Raw genomic sequence first — 18,572 nt, 5'->3', positions numbered from 1 at the left:
ACGGGTGCGGACGGTGTGCCACGGGCCCCTGTGCCTTCGCAGCTCGTCAGTCAACAGCCAAATTAGTCATATGAACAGCTGAGCCCACGGGGGCTGTGGGTAACTCTGCGCACGGCTCGCGGGGACGGATGACACTGAGCGCATGATCAGAACCGACGCACTCGACAGCCTCCCGGTGCGGCACGTACTGCCCGCGCTGCTGGCCGCGCTCGACGAGCACGGCACGGCGGTGCTGCACGCGCCGCCGGGTACGGGGAAGACCACGATGGTGCCGCTGGCGCTCGCCGGGCTGGTCGGTGGCGGGGCTGCGCGCAGATTGGTCGTCGCCGAGCCGCGGCGGATGGCGGTGCGGGCCGCGGCCCGCCGCATGGCCTGGCTGTTGGGGCAGGACGTGGGCGAGGCCGTCGGGTACACGGTGCGCGGTGACCGTCGCGTGGGTGCGGGCACCCGTGTCGAGGTGGTCACGACCGGGGTGCTGCTCCAGCGGCTCCAGCGCGACGCCGAGCTTCCGGGTGTGGACGTGGTCCTGCTGGACGAGTGCCATGAGCGCCATCTCGACGCGGACACCGCGCTGGCCTTCCTCGTGGACGTGCGGGCCGCGTTGCGCCCGGAGTTGCAGTTGGTGGCGGCCTCGGCCACGAGCGACGCGGAGGCGTGGGCGCGGCTGCTGACGTCCGCGGACGGTTCAGCGCCAGCGCCGGTGGTCGCCAGTCACGGCGTGGGGTTCGAGTCCCACGTCCACTACGCCCCTCCCCCTTCGGGGATCCGTCCCGCTCATGGGACCCGGGTGGATCCCGCGCTTCTGCGGCACGTCGCGGCGACCGTGCGGCTGGCGCTCGCTCGGCACGAGGGCGACGTGCTGTGCTTCCTTCCGGGTACGGGCGAGATCGCGCGGACTGCGGGAATGCTGGACGGGGTCGACGCTGAGGTGTTGCTGCTCCACGGACGGGCGCCGGCGGCAGTGCAGGACGCGGTGTTGCGGGGTGGCGGCGAGCGGCGTCGGGTGGTGCTGACGACGTCGGTGGCGGAGTCCAGCCTGACCGTTCCGGGTGTGCGGGTGGTGGTCGATTCGGGGCTGGCGCGTGAACCGCGGATGGATCATGCGCGCGGGCTCGGTTCCCTGACGACGGTTCCGGTGTCGACGGCGGGTGCCACCCAGCGGCTCGGCCGCGCGGGGCGGGAGGCTCCGGGCACGGTGTACCGGTGCTGGGCGGAGGCCGACGACGCTCGGCGCCCTCGGTTCCCGTCGCCGGAGATCCGCGTTGCGGACCTGGCCTCCTTCGCCCTGCGGGCCTCCTCCTGGGGTGATCCGTCGGCGGCGGGGCTGGCCCTGTTGGACGCACCGCCCGGTGGGGCGATGGCGGCGGCGGGGTCTGTGCTGCGGGCGATCGGAGCGGTGGACGATCAGGGGCGGGCCACGGCGCGGGGTGCGGTGATGGCCCGGCTCGGGTTGCATCCGCGGCTGGCCAGGGCGCTACTCGACGGGGCGTCGGAGGTGGGGGCCCGCAGGGCGGCCGAGGTGGTGGCGCTGCTGAGCGAGGAGCCGCCGCGGGAGTACGGGGACGACCTGGCCGCGGCTTGGCGGGCCGCGTGTCGGGGTGGCGACGCATATGCGGCGCGCTGGCGTACGGAGGCCCGACGGTTGGAGTCGTCGCTGTCCTCTGACGGAGTAACCGAAGCAGCCACCCCCAGCCGAGGCTCCGGCTCCGGCTCCGGCTCCGAAGGAAGGGGAAGGGGTGGCCCCGGCTCCGGAAGGCCGTCTTCAGGCCACGGGGTCGCCTCGGGTCATGGAGCTTCCTCCGGGACTCTTACCTCCCCTCAGCCCCTTTCTGATGATGCCGCCGCCGGCTTGGTCACCGCCCTGGCGTTTCCGGAGCGGGTGGCGAGGGCCCGTGGGGAGGGCGCGTTCTTGATGGCGTCCGGCACGGGCGCGGAGGTCACGGGCGGCTCCGTGCTGCGGGGCGCGGGATGGCTCGCGGTGGCCGTGGCGGATCGTCCTGCGTCGGCCGCTTCCGCGCGGGTGCGGCTCGCGGCGGTCATCGACGAGGACACGGCCCGGGCGGGCGCCGGGCATCTGTGGGAGACCGTCGAGGAGGTGCGCTGGGAGGACGGCGACGTCACGGCGCGACAGGTGCAGCGGCTGGGCGCGGTTGAGATGTCGGTGCGGACGCTCAAGGAGCCTCGACCACAGGCTGTGCGGGAGGCGCTGTTGGACGGGCTGCGCCGTGAGGGCCTGGGGTTGTTGGGGTGGACGCGGGAGGACGAGAGGCTGCGGGAGCGGTTGGCGTTCCTGCACCGGACCGTGGGCGAGCCGTGGCCCGAGGTGTCGGACTCGGCCCTGTTGGGGCGCGTGGAGGAGTGGTTGGAGCCGGAGTTGTCGCGGGCTCGGCGCCGGGGTGACCTGGGGCGGATGCGGGCGGGTGAGTGCATGCAGCGGCTGTTGCCGTGGGCGAGCGGTGAGGCTGCCCGGTTGGAGGAGTTGGCGCCCGAGCGCATCGAAGTCCCCAGCGGCTCGCGCATACGCGTGGAGTACGGCGGGGAGCAGCCGGTGCTGGCGGTGAAGTTGCAGGAGCTGTTCGGGTTGCAGCAGACGCCGCGGGTCGCCGGGGTGCCGGTGCTGGTGCATCTGCTCTCCCCCGCGGGGAGGCCGGTGGCGGTGACGGCTGACCTGGCGTCGTTCTGGCGGGACGGGTACCGCGCGGTGCGGGCGGAGTTGCGCGGTCGCTATCCGAAGCATCCCTGGCCGGAGGATCCGGCGTCGGCGGAGCCGACCCGGCACACCAAGGCCCGTCAGGACAGGCAGCGCGGTTGAGCGGTCCGGTGGGCGCGGACGACGGCCGGGGTCAGACGGGGACCGGGTGCGGTTCGGGCTCGGGCTCGGGGGCACGGGGGCGACGGTTGCGGGCTTCCAGGGCGAGGGACAGCACCAGGAGTCCGGCGGCCAGGACGAGGAAGCCCCAGGGCAGATAGGAGGTCATCAGGAGGACCAGGAGGCGTTGGGACTTGACCAGTTCGACGGTGTCGGTGACGTAGTCGGGGCGCATCTTCACATGGCCGGCGAAGGCAGTGACCTTGTCGCGGCCTCCGAGGAGGGTGCCGCCGCGGAGTTCCTCGGTGTGGATCTCCTCGCCGTTCACGGGGGCGCCGGTGACCGGGTCCACCCAGAACATGCGCTTGGTGGTGTACCACCGCGTGGTGCCCGTCTGCTTCTCCAGCGTGGTCGCGTCGACGCCGGGGATGGGCATCTTCTTCGGGAAGGGGACCTTGGTCCAGGGGATGGTCTGTTCGAAGTAGTAGACGTCGAGGCCGCGGTAGGTCCGGGTGCCCTTGTAGTGGATGGGGGCGGAGGTGCGGGTCTGGGCGTCGAAGTACTCGTAGTCCCGCTTCTCGGTAAGGAAGGGCCACTTGTACTCGATGCCTTCTCGGCGGACGGGGTCGCCGTCGACGGATTCGCCGGTGGCGTGGACCGGGGCCTGGCTGTGGGCGTCGAAGATGTAGCGCTCGGGGATCTGGGAGACCATCTTGCCGTCGGGGCCCTGGATGTAGGAGAGGGCGTCCCAGACGACGACGTCGCGGCCGGCGGCGCGTTCGATCTTCTCGGACTCCTCGACGTTGCCCTTGAGGGTCTGGACGATGGTGACCTTCTCGACCTCCTTCGCCTGGAGGGTGCCGTAGTCCAGGAGGGTCGCGGGCCGGGCCTCCAGCACCATCTCCTGGTACTGGCTGGGCGGGACCTTCGCGAGCCGGGGGAAGGCGTACCAGCGCAGCAGCGGGGAGAGCGCGGCGAAGAAGACGGCGAGGGCGAGGAGCACGAGGCTCGCGCGGCGGTGCACTGCTGCCCCCTTACTTCTTGGGGCCGGGGACGGTGGTCAGCAGCGGCTTGGGGGAGGTCTCCCCCGGTGGCGCGCCGATCGTGGTGGCGGTCAGGACGAGGGCGAAGGCGGCGGCCAGCCCGACGGCGGCTGCGACGAGGGCGCGCATGCTGGGCCTCCCGGGGATCGACTCCATCTGACGCAGCGTCAGAGCGGGGGCACCGTAGCAATCGAGCCGTGAGAAGAGAACACGCCCCACCGCCCCCTTCGCTGGGTGGCGAAGGGGGCGGTGGGAACGAGCGGTGGCCGGGGCGTCAGGCGGCCGGGGCGACGACCTTGAGTTCGATGGTCAGGGTCTTGCCGCCCGCGGCGGTCAGCCGGAGCACGAAGGTGCCCGTCTGGTCGTCGGTGAGGAGCTGCGGGAGCTTCACCACGCCGTCGGCGTCGGTCGTGAGGTCGGCGAGGACGTGGACCGGCCTGTCGTCGGCGCCCTTGAAGTAGGGGCCGGCCTTGCTCGGGGTCTGCTCGCCGTCGGCGCCGACCTCGAACAGTTCCGCCTTGACCGCGACGCCGGAGATGGCGGCGCCGCCGTGGGTGGCCTTGGCCTCCAGCAGGTGCTCGAAGCCGGCGCCGGGGGCCGCTGTCATCTCCTTGGCGTTCGCCCATTCGATCTTGTCCGCCTCGCGGGCGGTGACCTCGGCGGTGAAGTCGACGGGCGCCACCGTGCTGCCGACGACGCGGGCGCGCACCGTGAAGGTGCCCGTCTTGTCACCGGACTTCAGCACGGGGGCGGTGGCTGAGCCGTTCGCGCCCGTGGGGCGGACAACGGACTTCGTTCCGTCCGCGAAGGCGGCGTCCGTCGCGCCGACGATCTCGAAGCGCACGTTCTGCCCGGCCATGGCGCGGCCGGCGTTGCTCATGACGCGCACGGTGACCCGCTCGGTGAAGTCGCGAACGGTCATCGCGGAGAGTTCGCCCGTGCCCGCGTTGACGATCGAGGCGACCTGGACGGGCTTGGCCGGCTGCTTCGGCGGGGTCGGGAGCTGCGGGGGCTTGCTCGGGGGCGGCGTCGGCTTGGGCGGCTTGGTCACCGGCTCCTTTGCGGGGCCCTCCGGCTTGTCCCGCGGGCCGCTCGTCGGAGGCGGCGTGGGGGTGGTGGGGGGCGTGGCCCCGACCGGCGGGGTGGCAGTGGAGTTCGAGCCGCTGTCGGGGGTGCTGGAGCCGGGCAGCACGCCGGAGCCGTCGGGCACGGTGTGGGTGCCGCGCTTGTAGTAGTCGAACCAGGACAGCACCGTCGTCAGGTACTCGCGCGAGCGGTTGTAGCTGAGGATGGCCCGCTCCAGGTCCTGCGCCTGGGTCAAGTCGCGGTCGTTGGCGCAGAGGTAGCGGCCGGCGGCGAGGGCCGCGTCATAGATGTTGTTGGGGTCCTTGCGCCCGTCCCCGTTGGCGTCCTGTCCCCAGGAGGCCCAGGTGGAGGGGATGAACTGCATGGGTCCGACCGCGCGGTCGTGGGTGGTGTCCCCGTCGTACGCGCCGTTGTCGGTGTCCAGGATGTTGGCGAAGCCCACACCGTTGAGGACGGGGCCGAGGATGGGCGACAGCGTGGTGCCGTTCGCGTCGACCCGGCCGCCGCGCGCCTGTCCGGACTCCACCTTGCCGATGGCCGCGAGCAGTTGCCACGGAACCCTGCACCCCGGGTCGGAGGAGGCGATGGTCCGCTCCGCGCGCTTGTAGGCGTCGAGCACGGTGGCCGGTATGCCCGCCTCGGCCGACCCCTTGGTACCGCCGCTGGGCGAAGTGCCCTGCTTGTTGGGCGAGTCCAGGGGTGGGAGGTCCGTGTAGTAAGGGGAGTCGCCCGTGGCCGGTGTGCCGGGTGGGGGCGTTGCGCCCGATGCCTCGTCCTGGGACCCCTGGCTGTCACCTGAGATGGCGTGTGTGACACCTGGCGCCTGTGAGGCCGAGAGTGCCGCCACGGCTGCCGCCGCGACGGCGGTGGTGGTCGCTCCCCTGCGCAGCCGACGGCCGAAGTGCGCTGCCATACGTCTGTTTCCCTCCCCGGGCGGTCATCCGACGCTCACCAATGCGTCAACTCAGGCGACACTACGGCACCCTCGCCCGCCAGAACACCAGTGCGTGACCGGTTTTCACCGATTCGGCACCTCTCGTTAGCCCAGCGGACCCCCTCACTCCGCTACCGGGCCTCCCGGGCAACGGGTGGCAGCGGCAAGCGGCGTGCGGGGGTCCGCTGGGCGTACACGTCAGTGGGCCGCGGACTCCCAGTCCGACCCGACGCCGACGGACACGTCCAGCGGCGCGCTCAGCGAAGCCGCGGACGACATCTCCCGGCGCACCAGCGCCTCGACGTCGGCGCGCTCGCCGGGGGCGATCTCCAACACGATTTCGTCGTGCACCTGGAGGAGCAACCGCGAGGAGTGCCCGGCCTCCTGCATCGCGGCGTCCACCCGGAGCATCGCGATCTTGACGATGTCGGCGGCAGTGCCCTGGATGGGGGCGTTCAGCGCCATGCGCTCGGCGGCTTCCCGGCGCTGGCGGTTGTCGCTGTTCAGGTCGGGGAGGTAGCGGCGGCGGCCGAACAGCGTCGCCGTGTAGCCGGTGGCGCGGGCTTCGTCCACCACGTGGTGGAGGTAGTCGCGGACGCCGCCGAAGCGCTCGAAGTAGGTGTCCATCAGGGCGCGGGCCTCGGCCGCCTCGATGTTCAGCTGCTGGGAGAGCCCGAAGGCGGACAGGCCGTACGCCAGGCCGTACGACATCGCCTTGATCTTGCGGCGCATCTCGGCGTCCACGGCGGACGTCTCGACGCCGAAGACCTGGGAGGCGACGGTGTTGTGCAGGTCCTCGCCCGAGGTGAACGCCTGGATCAGGCCCTCGTCCTGGGAGAGGTGGGCCATCACGCGCAGTTCGATCTGGCTGTAGTCCGCCGTCATCAGGGACTCGAAGCCCTCGCCGACGACGAAGCCGCGGCGGATGGCCCGGCCCTCGTCGGTGCGCACGGGGACGTTCTGCAGGTTCGGATCGGTGGAGGAGAGCCGGCCGGTGGCCGCGACCGTCTGGCTGAAGGTGGTGTGGATGCGCCCGTCGGCTGCGATCGTCTTGATCAGGCCCTCGACGGTGGAGCGCAGCCGGGCCTGCTCGCGGTGGCGCAGCATGATGACGGGCAGCTCGTGCTCGGTCTGGGTGGCGAGCCAGGCGAGCGCGTCGGCGTCGGTGGTGTAGCCCGTCTTCGTCTTCTTCGTCTTGGGAAGGTTCAGCTCGCCGAAGAAGACCTCCTGGAGCTGCTTGGGCGAGCCGAGGTTGAACTCGTGGCCCACCGTCGCGTGGGCTTCCTTGACGGCCTGCTGCACGGCGCCGGCGAACAGCTGCTCCATCGTCTCCAGATGGGCGCGGTCGGCGGCGATGCCGTACCGCTCCATGCGGGCGAGGAGGAGGGAGACCGGCAGCTCCATGTCGTGGAGCAGGTCGGCCGCGCCGACCTCGGTGAGCTTGGTCGCGAAGGCGTCGCCGAGGTCGAGGACGGCGCGGGCCTGGGCCATCAGCGCGTCCGCTTCGGCGTGCTCGTCGGTGCCGAAGGCGAGCTGGCCGTCGGCAGCGGCGGGGGTCAGCTCCCGGCCCAGGTACTCGATCGCCAGGGTGTCCAGGGCGAAGGAGCGACGGCCGGGCTTGACCAGATAGGCGGCGAGGGCGGTGTCCATGGTGACGCCCGCGAGCTGCCAGCCGTGCTCGGGGAAGACCCGGAGGGACTCCTTGGCACTGTGCAGCACCTTGGGGCGGTCCGGGGCGGCGAGCCATGCGGTGAAGGCCCGCTCGTCGGCCTCGTCGAGCCGGGTCGGGTCGAACCAGGCCGCCTTGCCGTCGGCCGCGGCCAGGGCGACCTCGCTGACGCTGCCCACGCCGAGGGCCCAGCTCGCGACCGTGGCCAGGCCGAGCGGCTGGGCGCCGTGCTCGGCGAGCCAGGGTGCCAGCTCGCCGGCGGCGAGGACGGTGCCGTCCAGCTCCACGCCGGCCTCGGGCGCCGGGGCCTCGTCCTCGGCGGCGCCGGGGTCGACGGCGAGCAGGCGCTCGCGCAGGCTCGGGTTCCGGATCTCCAGGACCTCCAGGAAGCCCTGGAGCGCGGCCCGGTCATAGGGGGCGCGCTCCAGCTCGACGACGCCCTTGGGCAGTTCGACGTCGCGCACCAGCTCGGTGAGGTGGCGGTTGAGCTTGACCGCGTCCAGGTGGTCGCGGAGCGACTGGCCGACCTTGCCCTTGACCTCGTCGGCGCGGGCGACCAGCTCGTCGAAGGAACCGAACTGGTTGATCCACTTCGTGGCCGTCTTCTCGCCGACGCCGGGGATGCCGGGGAGGTTGTCCGACGGGTCGCCGCGCAGGGCCGCGAAGTCCGGGTACTGCTGCGGGGTCAGTCCGTACTTCTCCTCGACCTTCGCCGGGGTGAAGCGGGTCAGCTCCGAGACGCCCTTGGTGGGGTACAGGACGGTGGTGTGCTCGCTGACGAGCTGGAAGGAGTCCCGGTCGCCGGTGACGATCAGGACCTCGAAGCCCTCGGCCTCGGCCGCGGTGGCGAGGGTGGCGATGATGTCGTCCGCCTCGAATCCCTCCACCGCGAACCGCACCGCGTTCATCGTGTCGAGGAGCTCGCCGATCAGCTCGACCTGGCCCTTGAACTCGTCGGGGGTCGAGGAGCGGTTGGCCTTGTACTCCGGGAAGTCCTTGGACCGCCAGGTCTTGCGGGACACGTCGAACGCCACGGCGAAGTGCGTGGGCGCCTCGTCGCGCAGGGTGTTCGCCAGCATCGACGCGAAGCCGTAGATGGCATTGGTCGTCTGGCCGCTCGCGGTGGTGAAGTTCTCCGCGGGCAGCGCGAAGAACGCCCGGTACGCCAAGGAGTGCCCGTCCATGAGCAGCAGGCGGGGGCGCGCCGCACGACCACCGAGGTCGTCGGGCTTCTCTACACGGGTCTTCTTCGATGCTGTCTCAGCCACGGAGACGATCCTGCCACGTACCACTGACAACGCCGCCATCGCCGCGTCCGCACCCGCCCGCCGGACCGCCCCTCGCCGTGTGCGCACCGGTCCGCCGGCCCCTTCGACAACCGCGTCCGCACCCGGTCACGGGGCCGCTGTCAGTGGTCCGTGACACGATGGACGGCAGTAGGTGAAGCGGTGGTGGCACCGGGTGACCGGGCACTCGCCGGGGATATCGAAGGGGAGCACGATGGCCAGCAAGCCGCCCGCGGACGACCCGATCCAGGACGCCCCGCGCATCACCGCGCCCGAGCACGCCGCCGCGGGCATCCCGGCCATCGGGCACACCCTCAAGATCGCCCAGCAGCAGATGGGCGTGGGCCGCGCCACCAGGGCCCTGCTCAAGGTCAATCAGAAGGACGGCTTCGACTGCCCCGGCTGCGCCTGGCCCGAGCCTGACAAGCGCCATCACGCCGAATTCTGCGAGAACGGGGCGAAGGCGGTCGCCGAGGAGGCGACCCGGCGGCGGGTGACCCCCGAGTTCTTCGCGGCGCACCCCGTCGCCGACCTCGCCGCCCGCAGTGGTTACTGGCTGGGTCAGCAGGGCCGCATCACCGAGCCCGTGTACCTGCCCGAGGGCGGCGACCGGTACGAGCCGGTGAGCTGGGAGCGCGCCTTCGCGATCATCGCGGAGGAGCTGACCGCCCTCACCTCCCCCGACGAAGCCCTCTTCTACACCTCGGGCCGTACGAGCAACGAGGCCGCGTTCCTGCTCCAGCTCTTCGCGCGCGAGTTCGGCACGAACAACCTCCCCGACTGTTCGAACATGTGCCACGAGTCGTCCGGCTCGGCCCTGTCCGAGACGCTCGGGGTGGGCAAGGGAAGCGTGTCCCTGGAGGACGTGCACCAGGCGGACCTGATCATCGTCGCCGGGCAGAACCCGGGGACGAACCACCCGCGGATGCTCTCGGCCCTGGAGAAGGCGAAGGCGTCGGGCGCCCGGATCATCTCGGTGAACCCGCTGCCCGAAGCCGGTCTCGAACGGTTCAAGAACCCCCAGACGCCGCGCGGCCTGCTGAAGGGCACCGCGCTGAACGACCTGTTCCTCCAGATCCGCATCGGCGGCGACCAGGCACTCTTCCGGCTGCTGAACAAGCTGGTGCTGGAGACGGACGGCGCCGTGGACGAGGAGTTCGTCCGCGAACACACCCACGGGTACGAGGAGTTCGCCGCGGCGGCCAGGGCCGCCGACTGGGACGAGACCCTGGCGGCCACCGGGCTGGACCGGGAGGTCATCGAGCAGGCGCTGGCGATGGTCCTGGCGTCCCGGCGGACCATCGTGTGTTGGGCGATGGGCCTGACCCAGCACAAGCACGCGGTGGCCACCATCCGCGAAGTGGTGAACTTCCTCCTGCTCCGCGGGAACATCGGCCGCCCCGGCGCCGGCGTCTGCCCCGTGCGCGGCCATTCGAACGTGCAGGGCGACCGCACCATGGGCATCTTCGAGCGCCCCGCGCCCGGCTTCCTCGACGCCCTGGAGAAGGAGTTCGGCTTCGCTCCCCCGCGCCACCACGGCCTGGACGTCGTACGGTCCATCCGGGCGCTGCGCGACGGCGAGGCCAAGGTGTTCTTCGCCATGGGCGGGAACTTCGTCGCGGCCACCCCCGACACGGAGGTGACCGAGGCGGCGGTGCAGCGGGCGCGGCTGACCGTGCACGTGTCGACCAAGCTGAACCGCTCCCACGCGGTCACCGGGACGCGGGCGCTCATCCTGCCGACGCTCGGCCGTTCCGACCGGGACGTCCAGGCGGCCGGCCGGCAGTTCGTGACCGTCGAGGACTCCATGGGCATGGTGCACTCCTCCCGCGGCAACCTCCCGCCCGCGAGCCCGCACCTGTTGTCGGAGCCGGCGATCGTGGCACGGCTCGCGCGCGCGGTGCTGGGCCCCGGTTCGGCGACGCCCTGGGAGGAGTTCGAGCGGGACTACGGCACGATCCGCGACCGCATCGCGCGCGTGGTGCCCGGCTTCGAGGACTTCAACGCCAAGGTGGCGCGCCCCGGCGGCTTCACGCTCCCGCACGCGCCGCGGGACCTGCGCCGCTTCCCGACGGCGACGGGCAAGGCGAACTTCACGGCCGCCCCCGTGGAGTTCCCGCGGGTGCCCGAGGGGCGGCTGCTGCTCCAGACCCTGCGCTCGCACGACCAGTACAACACCACGGTGTACGGGCTCGACGACCGCTACCGGGGCATCCGGGACGGTCGCCGCGTGGTCCTGGTCAACCCCCTCGACGCCGAGGAGTTGGGGATGGCGGACGGGGCGTACGCGGACCTGGTCGGCGAGTGGCGGGACGGCGTGGAGCGGCGGGCGCCCGGCTTCCGGGTGGTGCACTACCCGACGGCGCGCGGATGTGCCGCGGCGTACTACCCGGAGACGAACGTCCTGGTGCCGCTGGACGCGACGGCGGACACGAGCAACACCCCCGCGAGCAAGTCGGTGGTGATCCGACTGGAGCCGGCCCGGCCTTAGAGGTCGTGTCTTCAAAGTCCCGTCCGGCATCCGCGCCCGGGTACGGATGCCGGGGCGCCGGGGAATGCACCCCAGCCGCTAAGCGTTCGCTCAGGCATCTGATAAGACGGTGCACGGAGCACTCATCCGCACTGGACGACCGAGATCGGAGCCGGGCCCATGGGCGAGCAGCGCACGACCAAGTTCCCTCAGGACATCATCGACGAGTACGCCGCGCTGGGGGTGGACCTGCCGGCGCTGTTCTCCGCGGGGCACCTGGGCCAGCGGATGGGCGTGGAGGTCCTGGAGGCGTCGGCCGAGCGGGTCGTCGGCACGATGCCGGTCGAGGGGAACACCCAGCCGTACGGGCTGCTGCACGGCGGCGCGTCCGCCGTGCTCGCGGAGACGCTGGGGTCGATCGGCTCGATGCTGCACGGGCGCAGCGCCAAGATCGCCGTGGGCGTGGACCTCAACTGCACGCACCACCGCGGCGCTCGGTCCGGGCTCGTCACGGGCGTGGCGACGCCGCTGCACCGCGGGCGGTCGACGGCGACGTACGAGATCGTGATCACCGACGAGCAGGACAAGCGGGTCTGCACGGCCCGGTTGACCTGCATGTTGCGGGACGTCAAGCCGGACGACACGACCCAGATGTCGGTGGCCGCCCGAGGCTTCGACGCCGGCACCGAAGGCACCTGACGGCGCACGCGCCCGATTCGTCGGGCGGTCACGGCACGACCCTCACGGCGCCGCGGCGGGGTACGACCTCGCCGCGGCGCCGTCGTCGTGGTCGACCGGCTCCCGACGCGGGCCACCGCACACGTGACCGTGGCCGTGCCCGTACTCTCCGTGATCCATCTGCCGCACGGCCGGACGGCTCCGCAGCCGCTTCCGGAACCACGGGCACCAACGGCACCACGGGGCATCGCCGCAGGGGCCAACACTTCACTCGTACGGGTGAGTTCACCGCCCGCACCCCCGGGCCTCACCCCGATTCGCTGGTCACGGTCCAGACCACTGCCCCGGCACCCCCCGGGCACCTCGGCCGCCCCGCCGCACCCGCCAACCCCGCACCCCCCGAACGGCATTGGACGATCACGTTCCAGTTAGCCGCCCGAACTCACCCGTCATGCCACGTGATATGTCACAGGCTGCCGATAATCTCACGCTGAGTAGTCACTCTCGGGTCGTAAAAACGGGCCGGAGCACCCCGCTGAGCGGCATCGATGATCATGGGAGGGCGAAAGATGTGATAGGCGCCCTGACAGCAGCATGATCACCTCAAGGGCCTTAGCGGAACAGGGCGTTCTCACCATGTGAGCAGGGGACCCGGCGGGGGATTGCCCGATGTGCCCACACTCAGCGCACCGATATCTGGCCTGGTCATAACAAGAGCGTCACATCCTGACTTCACTAGTGCCCCGCTCAACCACCTCCCCTTAGAGTCACCGCCAGTCACCGCGCCGCCGGGCGCATGAGGAGCACGGCGCACATCTGGCGGCCCGGCGATCTAACGGCACCTCTAGGGGGAGGGCCGTGCCAGGGAGAGGACACATCGTGCGAAACCGTTCCTTGCTCATACTCACCGCCGTGGTCACCACGGGAGCACTCACCCTCACAGCTTGCGGATCGCGCGACGACGACAAGAAGGGCGACAGCGGCGGTGACAAGACCACCGTGGTCATCGGCATGGACGGCCCGCTGACAGGTGCCCAGTCGGCGCTCGGCCAGGGCATCAAGAACTCGGTGGACCTCGCGATCAAGATCGCGAACGAGAAGAACGAAGTCCCCGGCGTGCAGTTCAAGCAGGAGGCGTACGACGACCAGGCGCTGCCCGCCTCCGGGCAGACGAACGCCACCAAACTGGTCGGAAACGAGGACGTGCTCGGCGTCGTCGGCCCGCTGAACTCCAACGTCGCCCAGTCCATGCAGGGCGTGTTCGCCCGGGCCGACCTGGTCCAGGTCTCGCCGTCCAACACCAACCCCGCGCTGTCCCAGGGCGACAAGTGGGGCTCCGGCGAGAAGAAGCGGCCGTTCAAGACGTACTTCCGCACCGCCACCACGGACGTGATCCAGGGCAAGTTCGCCGCCACGTACCTCTACAACGACGCCAAGAAGCGCAAGGTCTTCGTCGTCGACGACAAGCAGACCTACGGCGCCGGCCTCGCGGCGATCTTCGCCGACGAGTTCAAGAAGCTGGGCGGCACCATCGCCGGCGAGGACAAGGTCACGGTGAAGACCACGGACTTCGCGGCCACCGCCGACAAGGTGAAGGCGTCCGGGGCGGACTCGGTCTTCTACGGCGGTCAGTACCCCGAGGGCGGGCTGGTGGCCGACCAGGTCAAGAAGGCCGGCGCGAACATCCCCACCATGGGCGGCGACGCGCTCTACGACCCCGCGTTCATCAAGGCGTCCGGCCAGTCGAACGAAGGTGACCTCGCCACCTCCGTCGGCTACCCGGTCGAGCAGCTGCCGACCGCCAAGGAGTTCGTCGAGAAGTACAAGGCGGGCAACTACAAGGACCCGTACTCCGCCTACGGCGGCTACTCCTACGACGCCACCTGGGCGATCATCCAGGCGGTCAAGAAGGTCGTCGAGGAGAACGACGGCAAGCTCCCGAAGGACGCCCGCGCCAAGGTCACCGAGGCCATGTCCAAGGTCGCCTTCGACGGCGTGACCGGCAAGGTGTCCTTCGACGACTTCGGCGACACCACGAACAAGCAGCTCACCGTCTACACGGTGAAGAACGGCACCTGGCAGTCGATCAAGAGCGACACGTTCAACGACTGACCCGCTCCGGTCTCAGGCCCCCAGCCCCGCAGCACATGAACCAGCCGCGCGAGGGCGCCACAGCGCCCTCGCGCGGACTCATATCCGACACGCTCATCGGAGGCTCTGCGGTGAACGAACTGCCGCAACAGCTGGCGAACGGCCTTTCCCTGGGTGCCCTCTACGGTCTCATCGCCATCGGGTACACCATGGTTTACGGCATCGTCCAGCTCATCAACTTCGCCCACGGCGAGATCTTCATGATCGGGGGCTTCGGCGCCCTCACCGCCTACATCGCACTCCCTGACGGGACCTCGCTGGTCGTGGCGATACCGCTCATGATCATAGGCGGCGCGATCGCGGCGGTCGCCGTCGCAGCCGCGGCGGAACGGTTCGCCTATCGGCCCCTCCGAGGCGCTCCCCGACTGGCTCCGCTCATCACCGCCATCGGTCTGTCCATCACCCTCCAGCAGGTGATCTGGGCCTGGTACCCCGACGCCAAGAAGGCCCGGAGCTTCCCCGAGTTCACCGGCAGCTCCTTCCAGATCACGGACCACCTGGCGATCCAGCGCGCGGACGCCTTCGTCCTGATCATCGCCCCGCTGTGCATGCTGGCCCTCGGCCTCTTCGTCTCGAAGAGCCGCAGCGGACGCGCCATGCAGGCGACGGCGCAGGACCCCGACACCGCCAAGCTCATGGGCGTCAACACCGACCGCATCATCGTGATGGCCTTCGCCATCGGCGCCGCCTTCGCCGCGGTCGCGGCGGTCGGATACGGCCTCGACAAGGGGCAGATCCACTTCGAGATGGGCTTCATCCTCGGGCTCAAGGCCTTCACGGCCGCGGTGCTCGGCGGCATCGGCAACATCTACGGAGCCATGGTCGGCGGAGTGGTCCTCGGAGTCGCGGAGGCGCTGTCCATCGCGTACATCGAGGAGATCCCCGGCATGCAGCAGCTGGGCGGTGGCGCCTGGTCCGACGTCTGGGCCTTCGTCCTACTCATCCTTGTGCTCCTCGTGCGACCCCAGGGTCTGCTCGGCGAGCGCGTCGCGGATCGGGCGTGATAGCGATGACCACCGAGAACCAAGCCACTTCCCAGACCGCCGGCGCCACCCCCGAAGGCAGCGGCTCGCGAACCGCCCTGCTGCGTCGGCTCGTTGCGGCCGGTGGCCTCGCGACCTTCGCGAGCACCTTCCTGGCCTGGACGTACACCGACGAGTTCCCCGGTGACCTGACCGTCTACGGATACCCGGGCGGCCTCCAGGTGCTGAGCCTGGTCGGCGGAGTGCTGGTCACCGTGTTCGCCCTGGCGGCCCTCGGCCTCAAGGGCCTCGGCTGGCTGGTGCCCGCCGGCTCGTCCCGGGCCCTGCAGTTCTTCGCCCTCGGCGCCTTCGGCACCACCGGGTACACCGTGGTCGCCATCGCCGTCGACCTCGGCGGCCTGGTCAACCTGGAGCCGGGCGGCTACGTGGCGCTGGTCGCCTCGGCCCTACCGCTGGCGGCCTTCCTCCTGCCGGACGACACCCGCAAGGCCGGTCGTCCCCGCGAACTGCCCTCCTGGGCCGAGATCCTGATCATCATCGGGGTGTTCGCGCTCGGCCTGTACGTGGTGACGTACGGCATCGACACCGAGTACGCCGAACTCTTCACCGGCTACCTCGTCCTGGTCGGCTTCGCGGTGGCAGCGCTCGGCAAGGCCGGGCTGATCGCCCGGGTGTCGGCGCTGACCGCCAAGTACCGCCAGGTCACCGTGGTCGCCGCGTTCGCCGCGGCGGCGGTCTTCCCCTTCACCCAGAACACCGACACGTACACCCTGATCGCGGTCCAGATCCTGATCTTCGCCACCGTGGCCCTGGGGCTGAACATCGTCGTCGGCCTCGCCGGACTGCTCGACCTCGGTTACGTCGCCTTCCTCGGCGTCGGCGCGTACACCGCGGCCCTGGTCTCCGGCTCCACGGCCTCCGTGTTGGACGTGCAGTTCCCGTTCTGGGCGGCGGCCCTGACCGGCGCCGCGGTCTCGCTGATCTTCGGCGTGATCATCGGCGCGCCCACGCTGCGGCTGCGCGGGGACTACCTCGCCATCGTGACCCTGGGCTTCGGGGAGATCTTCCGGATCGTCATGCAGAACCTGGACGGCGAGTCCGGCCCCCAGGTCACCAACGGTCCGAACGGCATCCCCAACATCCCCGACCTGAAGTTCTTCGGCTTCGACTTCGGGGAGTCGCACAACGTCTTCGGCATCGAACTCGGCAGTTACGCCAACTACTACCTGCTGATGCTGCTGGTGACGATCATCGTCGTCCTGGTCTTCAACCGGGCGGGCGACTCCCGGATCGGTCGCGCCTGGGTCGCGATCCGCGAGGACGAGACCGCGGCGACGGCCATGGGCATCAACGGATTCAGGGTGAAGCTGATCGCCTTCGCCCTCGGCGCCTGTCTCGCCGGGCTCGCCGGCACCGTGCAGGCGCACGTCCAGCACACCGTCGTCCCGGAGATGTACCAGTTCGCCGGGCCGGTGCCGCCCAACTCGGCGTTCCTGCTGGCCGCGGTGATCCTCGGCGGCATGGGCACGGTCAGCGGTCCGCTGATCGGCGCGGCGCTGCTGTACATGATCCCGTCGAAGCTCCAGTTCCTCCAGGACTACCAGCTCCTCGGCTTCGGCCTCGCGCTGATCCTGCTGATGCGCTTCCGTCCGGAGGGCCTCGTCGCCGACCGGCGGGCGCAGTTGGAGTACCACGAGAGCGACCAGACCGACGGACCGGACAAGGGACTTCCGGAGTCCGGGGTCGGCCTCACCAAGGCGGGGGCGTGAACGCCATGACGACCAGCACCACCACCGCGAGCCCGGTCGCGGCCCGGACCGTGCTCGACGCCACCGGGGTGACGATGCGCTTCGGCGGCCTCACCGCCGTGCGCTCGGTCGACCTGACGGTCAGCGCCGGTGAGATCGTCGGTCTCATCGGCCCGAACGGCGCCGGGAAGACGACGTTCTTCAACTGTCTGACCGGGCTGTACGTCCCCACGGAGGGACGGGTCCAGTACAAGGGAGCGGTGCTGCCGCCCAAGCCGCACCTGGTCACCCAGGCCGGCGTGGCCCGTACGTTCCAGAACATCCGGCTCTTCGCCAACATGACGGTCCTGGAGAACGTCCTGGTCGGACGGCACACCCGGACCAAGGAGGGCCTGTGGTCGGCGCTGCTGCGCGGCCCCGGTTTCCGCAAGGCCGAGGCCGAATCGCGCGAGCGGGCCATGGAGTTGCTGCGGTTCACCGGGCTGGAGGCGAAGGCGGACCACCTGGCCCGCAACCTCCCCTACGGCGAGCAGCGCAAGCTGGAGATCGCCCGGGCGCTGGCGAGCGACCCGGGGCTGCTGCTGCTCGACGAGCCGACCGCGGGCATGAACCCGCAGGAGACCCGGGCGGCGGAGGTCCTGATCAATGCGATCCGGGACCAGGGCATCGCCGTGCTCGTCATCGAGCACGACATGCGCTTCATCTTCAACCTCTGCGACCGGGTGGCCTGTCTGGTGCAGGGCGAGAAGCTCGTGGAGGGCACCGCGGAGGACGTCCAGGGCGACGAGCGGGTCGTCGCCGCCTATCTGGGCACGCCCTTCGAGGGCGCGCCCGGTGCCGAGGAGGTGGCGGAGGTCGAGGCGGCCGAGGCCGTCGCTTCGGCCGCGGACCGCACCGGCGGCCCCGAGGACGCCAGCCCGCAGGACAGTGACACCGGCACCGCCAGCCGGCCGGAAGGAGAGACCCCGTGAGCGCACTGCTAGAGGTCGAGGACCTCCGGGTCGCCTACGGCAAGATCGAGGCCGTGAAGGGCATCTCCTTCAGCGTCGAGGCCGGTCAGGTGGTGACCCTGATCGGGACGAACGGCGCGGGCAAGACGACGACGCTGCGCACCCTGTCCGGGCTGCTGAAGCCCACCTCGGGGCGGATCGTCTTCAACGGCAAGCCACTGAACGGCGTTCCCGCGCACAAGATCGTCGCGCTGGGGTTGGCCCACTCCCCCGAGGGCCGGCACATCTTCCCCCGGCTGTCGATCGTCGAGAACCTCCAACTCGGCGCCTTCCTGCGGAAGGACAAGGCGGGCATCGAGCAGGACATCCAGCGGGCCTACGAGCTCTTCCCGATCCTGGGAGAGCGCAGCAAGCAGGCCGCCGGCACCCTGTCCGGCGGCGAGCAACAGATGCTCGCCATGGGCCGGGCGCTGATGTCCCAGCCGATGCTGCTGATGCTCGACGAGCCCTCGATGGGGCTGTCGCCGATCATGATGCAGAAGATCATGTCGACGATCGCCGAGCTGAGGGCGCAGGGGACGACGATCCTCCTGGTCGAGCAGAACGCGCAGGCCGCGCTCTCGCTCGCGGACCAGGGGCACGTGATGGAGGTGGGCCGGGTGGTGCTCTCGGGCAGCGGCGAGGAGCTGCTGCACGACGAGTCCGTCCGCAAGGCGTACCTCGGCGAGGACTAGGGCCAACGGGAGTACGCGACGGGCCCGCACC

12 protein-coding genes are annotated in these 18,572 nt (G+C 70.7%); 8 read left to right on the top strand and 4 right to left on the bottom strand.

Going from position 1 to position 18,572, the window contains the following annotated elements:
• Positions 1-142 precede the first annotated feature (142 nt).
• Positions 143-2,812, top strand: a complete 2,670-nt coding sequence (locus AB0E05_RS07280; protein WP_361960212.1) for an ATP-dependent helicase C-terminal domain-containing protein — start codon at positions 143-145, stop codon at positions 2,810-2,812.
• Between the two features lie 31 nt (positions 2,813-2,843).
• Here AB0E05_RS07280 and AB0E05_RS07275 read toward each other — a convergent pair whose 3' ends face one another.
• The 4 genes from AB0E05_RS07275 to polA all read right to left on the bottom strand — a co-directional run bounded on the left by AB0E05_RS07275 (position 2,844) and on the right by polA (position 8,809).
• Positions 2,844-3,833 carry a DUF3068 domain-containing protein gene (locus AB0E05_RS07275; RefSeq protein ID WP_361960209.1) on the bottom strand — a complete coding sequence of 330 codons (990 nt, stop codon included), beginning with the start codon at positions 3,831-3,833 and terminating at the stop codon, positions 2,844-2,846.
• A 10-nt stretch (positions 3,834-3,843) separates the two neighbouring features.
• Positions 3,844-3,981 (bottom strand): SPW_0924 family protein, encoded by a 138-nt coding sequence (locus AB0E05_RS07270; protein WP_361960206.1) that lies wholly within the window; start codon positions 3,979-3,981, stop codon positions 3,844-3,846.
• A 145-nt stretch (positions 3,982-4,126) separates the two neighbouring features.
• A complete protein-coding gene (locus AB0E05_RS07265) occupies positions 4,127-5,851 on the bottom strand; it encodes a lytic murein transglycosylase (protein WP_361960203.1) in 1,725 nt (574 codons plus the stop codon).
• Positions 5,852-6,070: 219 nt separating this feature from the next.
• On the bottom strand, positions 6,071-8,809 hold the full coding sequence (gene polA, locus AB0E05_RS07260) for a DNA polymerase I (RefSeq protein WP_361960200.1): 2,739 nt from the start codon (positions 8,807-8,809) through the stop codon (positions 6,071-6,073).
• 232 nt (positions 8,810-9,041) lie between these two features.
• Here polA and AB0E05_RS07255 point away from each other — a divergent pair, with 232 nt between their 5' ends.
• The 7 genes from AB0E05_RS07255 (at position 9,042) to AB0E05_RS07225 (ending at position 18,541) form a co-directional block, all read left to right on the top strand.
• Positions 9,042-11,318 carry an FdhF/YdeP family oxidoreductase gene (locus AB0E05_RS07255; protein WP_361960197.1) on the top strand — a complete coding sequence of 759 codons (2,277 nt, stop codon included), beginning with the start codon at positions 9,042-9,044 and terminating at the stop codon, positions 11,316-11,318.
• A gap of 159 nt (positions 11,319-11,477) precedes the next feature.
• Positions 11,478-11,996, top strand: a complete 519-nt coding sequence (locus tag AB0E05_RS07250) for a hotdog fold thioesterase (RefSeq protein ID WP_361960194.1) — start codon at positions 11,478-11,480, stop codon at positions 11,994-11,996.
• Between the two features lie 858 nt (positions 11,997-12,854).
• The gene (locus AB0E05_RS07245; protein WP_361960191.1) at positions 12,855-14,087 is read left to right on the top strand and encodes a branched-chain amino acid ABC transporter substrate-binding protein; all 1,233 of its coding nucleotides are present in this window, start codon (positions 12,855-12,857) and stop codon (positions 14,085-14,087) included.
• 110 nt (positions 14,088-14,197) lie between these two features.
• Positions 14,198-15,130, top strand: a complete 933-nt coding sequence (locus AB0E05_RS07240) for a branched-chain amino acid ABC transporter permease (RefSeq protein WP_361960187.1) — start codon at positions 14,198-14,200, stop codon at positions 15,128-15,130.
• A 5-nt stretch (positions 15,131-15,135) separates the two neighbouring features.
• Positions 15,136-16,878 (top strand): branched-chain amino acid ABC transporter permease, encoded by a 1,743-nt coding sequence (locus AB0E05_RS07235; RefSeq protein ID WP_361960185.1) that lies wholly within the window; start codon positions 15,136-15,138, stop codon positions 16,876-16,878.
• A 5-nt stretch (positions 16,879-16,883) separates the two neighbouring features.
• The gene (locus tag AB0E05_RS07230; RefSeq protein WP_361960562.1) at positions 16,884-17,828 is read left to right on the top strand and encodes an ABC transporter ATP-binding protein; all 945 of its coding nucleotides are present in this window, start codon (positions 16,884-16,886) and stop codon (positions 17,826-17,828) included.
• Positions 17,825-18,541 (top strand): ABC transporter ATP-binding protein, encoded by a 717-nt coding sequence (locus tag AB0E05_RS07225; RefSeq protein ID WP_361960182.1) that lies wholly within the window; start codon positions 17,825-17,827, stop codon positions 18,539-18,541. Before AB0E05_RS07230 ends, AB0E05_RS07225 begins: the two co-directional genes overlap by 4 nt.
• The last annotated feature ends 31 nt before the right edge of the window (positions 18,542-18,572 follow it).

Source organism: Streptomyces sp. NPDC048057, from assembly GCF_040653095.1.
Lineage (GTDB): Bacteria > Actinomycetota > Actinomycetes > Streptomycetales > Streptomycetaceae > Streptomyces.
The sequence above is the reverse complement of the archived record's forward strand: the minus strand, read 5'-3'. Positions and strand labels throughout refer to the sequence as shown.

What these genes read in the sequence shown, in the direction of transcription:
- AB0E05_RS07250 (WP_361960194.1), top strand. Translation starts at nt 11,478, where the DNA reads ATGGGCGAGCAGCGCACGACCAAGTTCCCTCAGGACATCATCGACGAG.
- AB0E05_RS07280 (WP_361960212.1), top strand. Translation starts at nt 143, where the DNA reads ATGATCAGAACCGACGCACTCGACAGCCTCCCGGTGCGGCACGTACTG.
- AB0E05_RS07270 (WP_361960206.1), bottom strand. Translation starts at nt 3,981, where the DNA reads ATGCGCGCCCTCGTCGCAGCCGCCGTCGGGCTGGCCGCCGCCTTCGCC.
- AB0E05_RS07265 (WP_361960203.1), bottom strand. Translation starts at nt 5,851, where the DNA reads ATGGCAGCGCACTTCGGCCGTCGGCTGCGCAGGGGAGCGACCACCACC.
- AB0E05_RS07255 (WP_361960197.1), top strand. Translation starts at nt 9,042, where the DNA reads ATGGCCAGCAAGCCGCCCGCGGACGACCCGATCCAGGACGCCCCGCGC.
- AB0E05_RS07235 (WP_361960185.1), top strand. Translation starts at nt 15,136, where the DNA reads ATGACCACCGAGAACCAAGCCACTTCCCAGACCGCCGGCGCCACCCCC.
- AB0E05_RS07230 (WP_361960562.1), top strand. Translation starts at nt 16,884, where the DNA reads ATGACGACCAGCACCACCACCGCGAGCCCGGTCGCGGCCCGGACCGTG.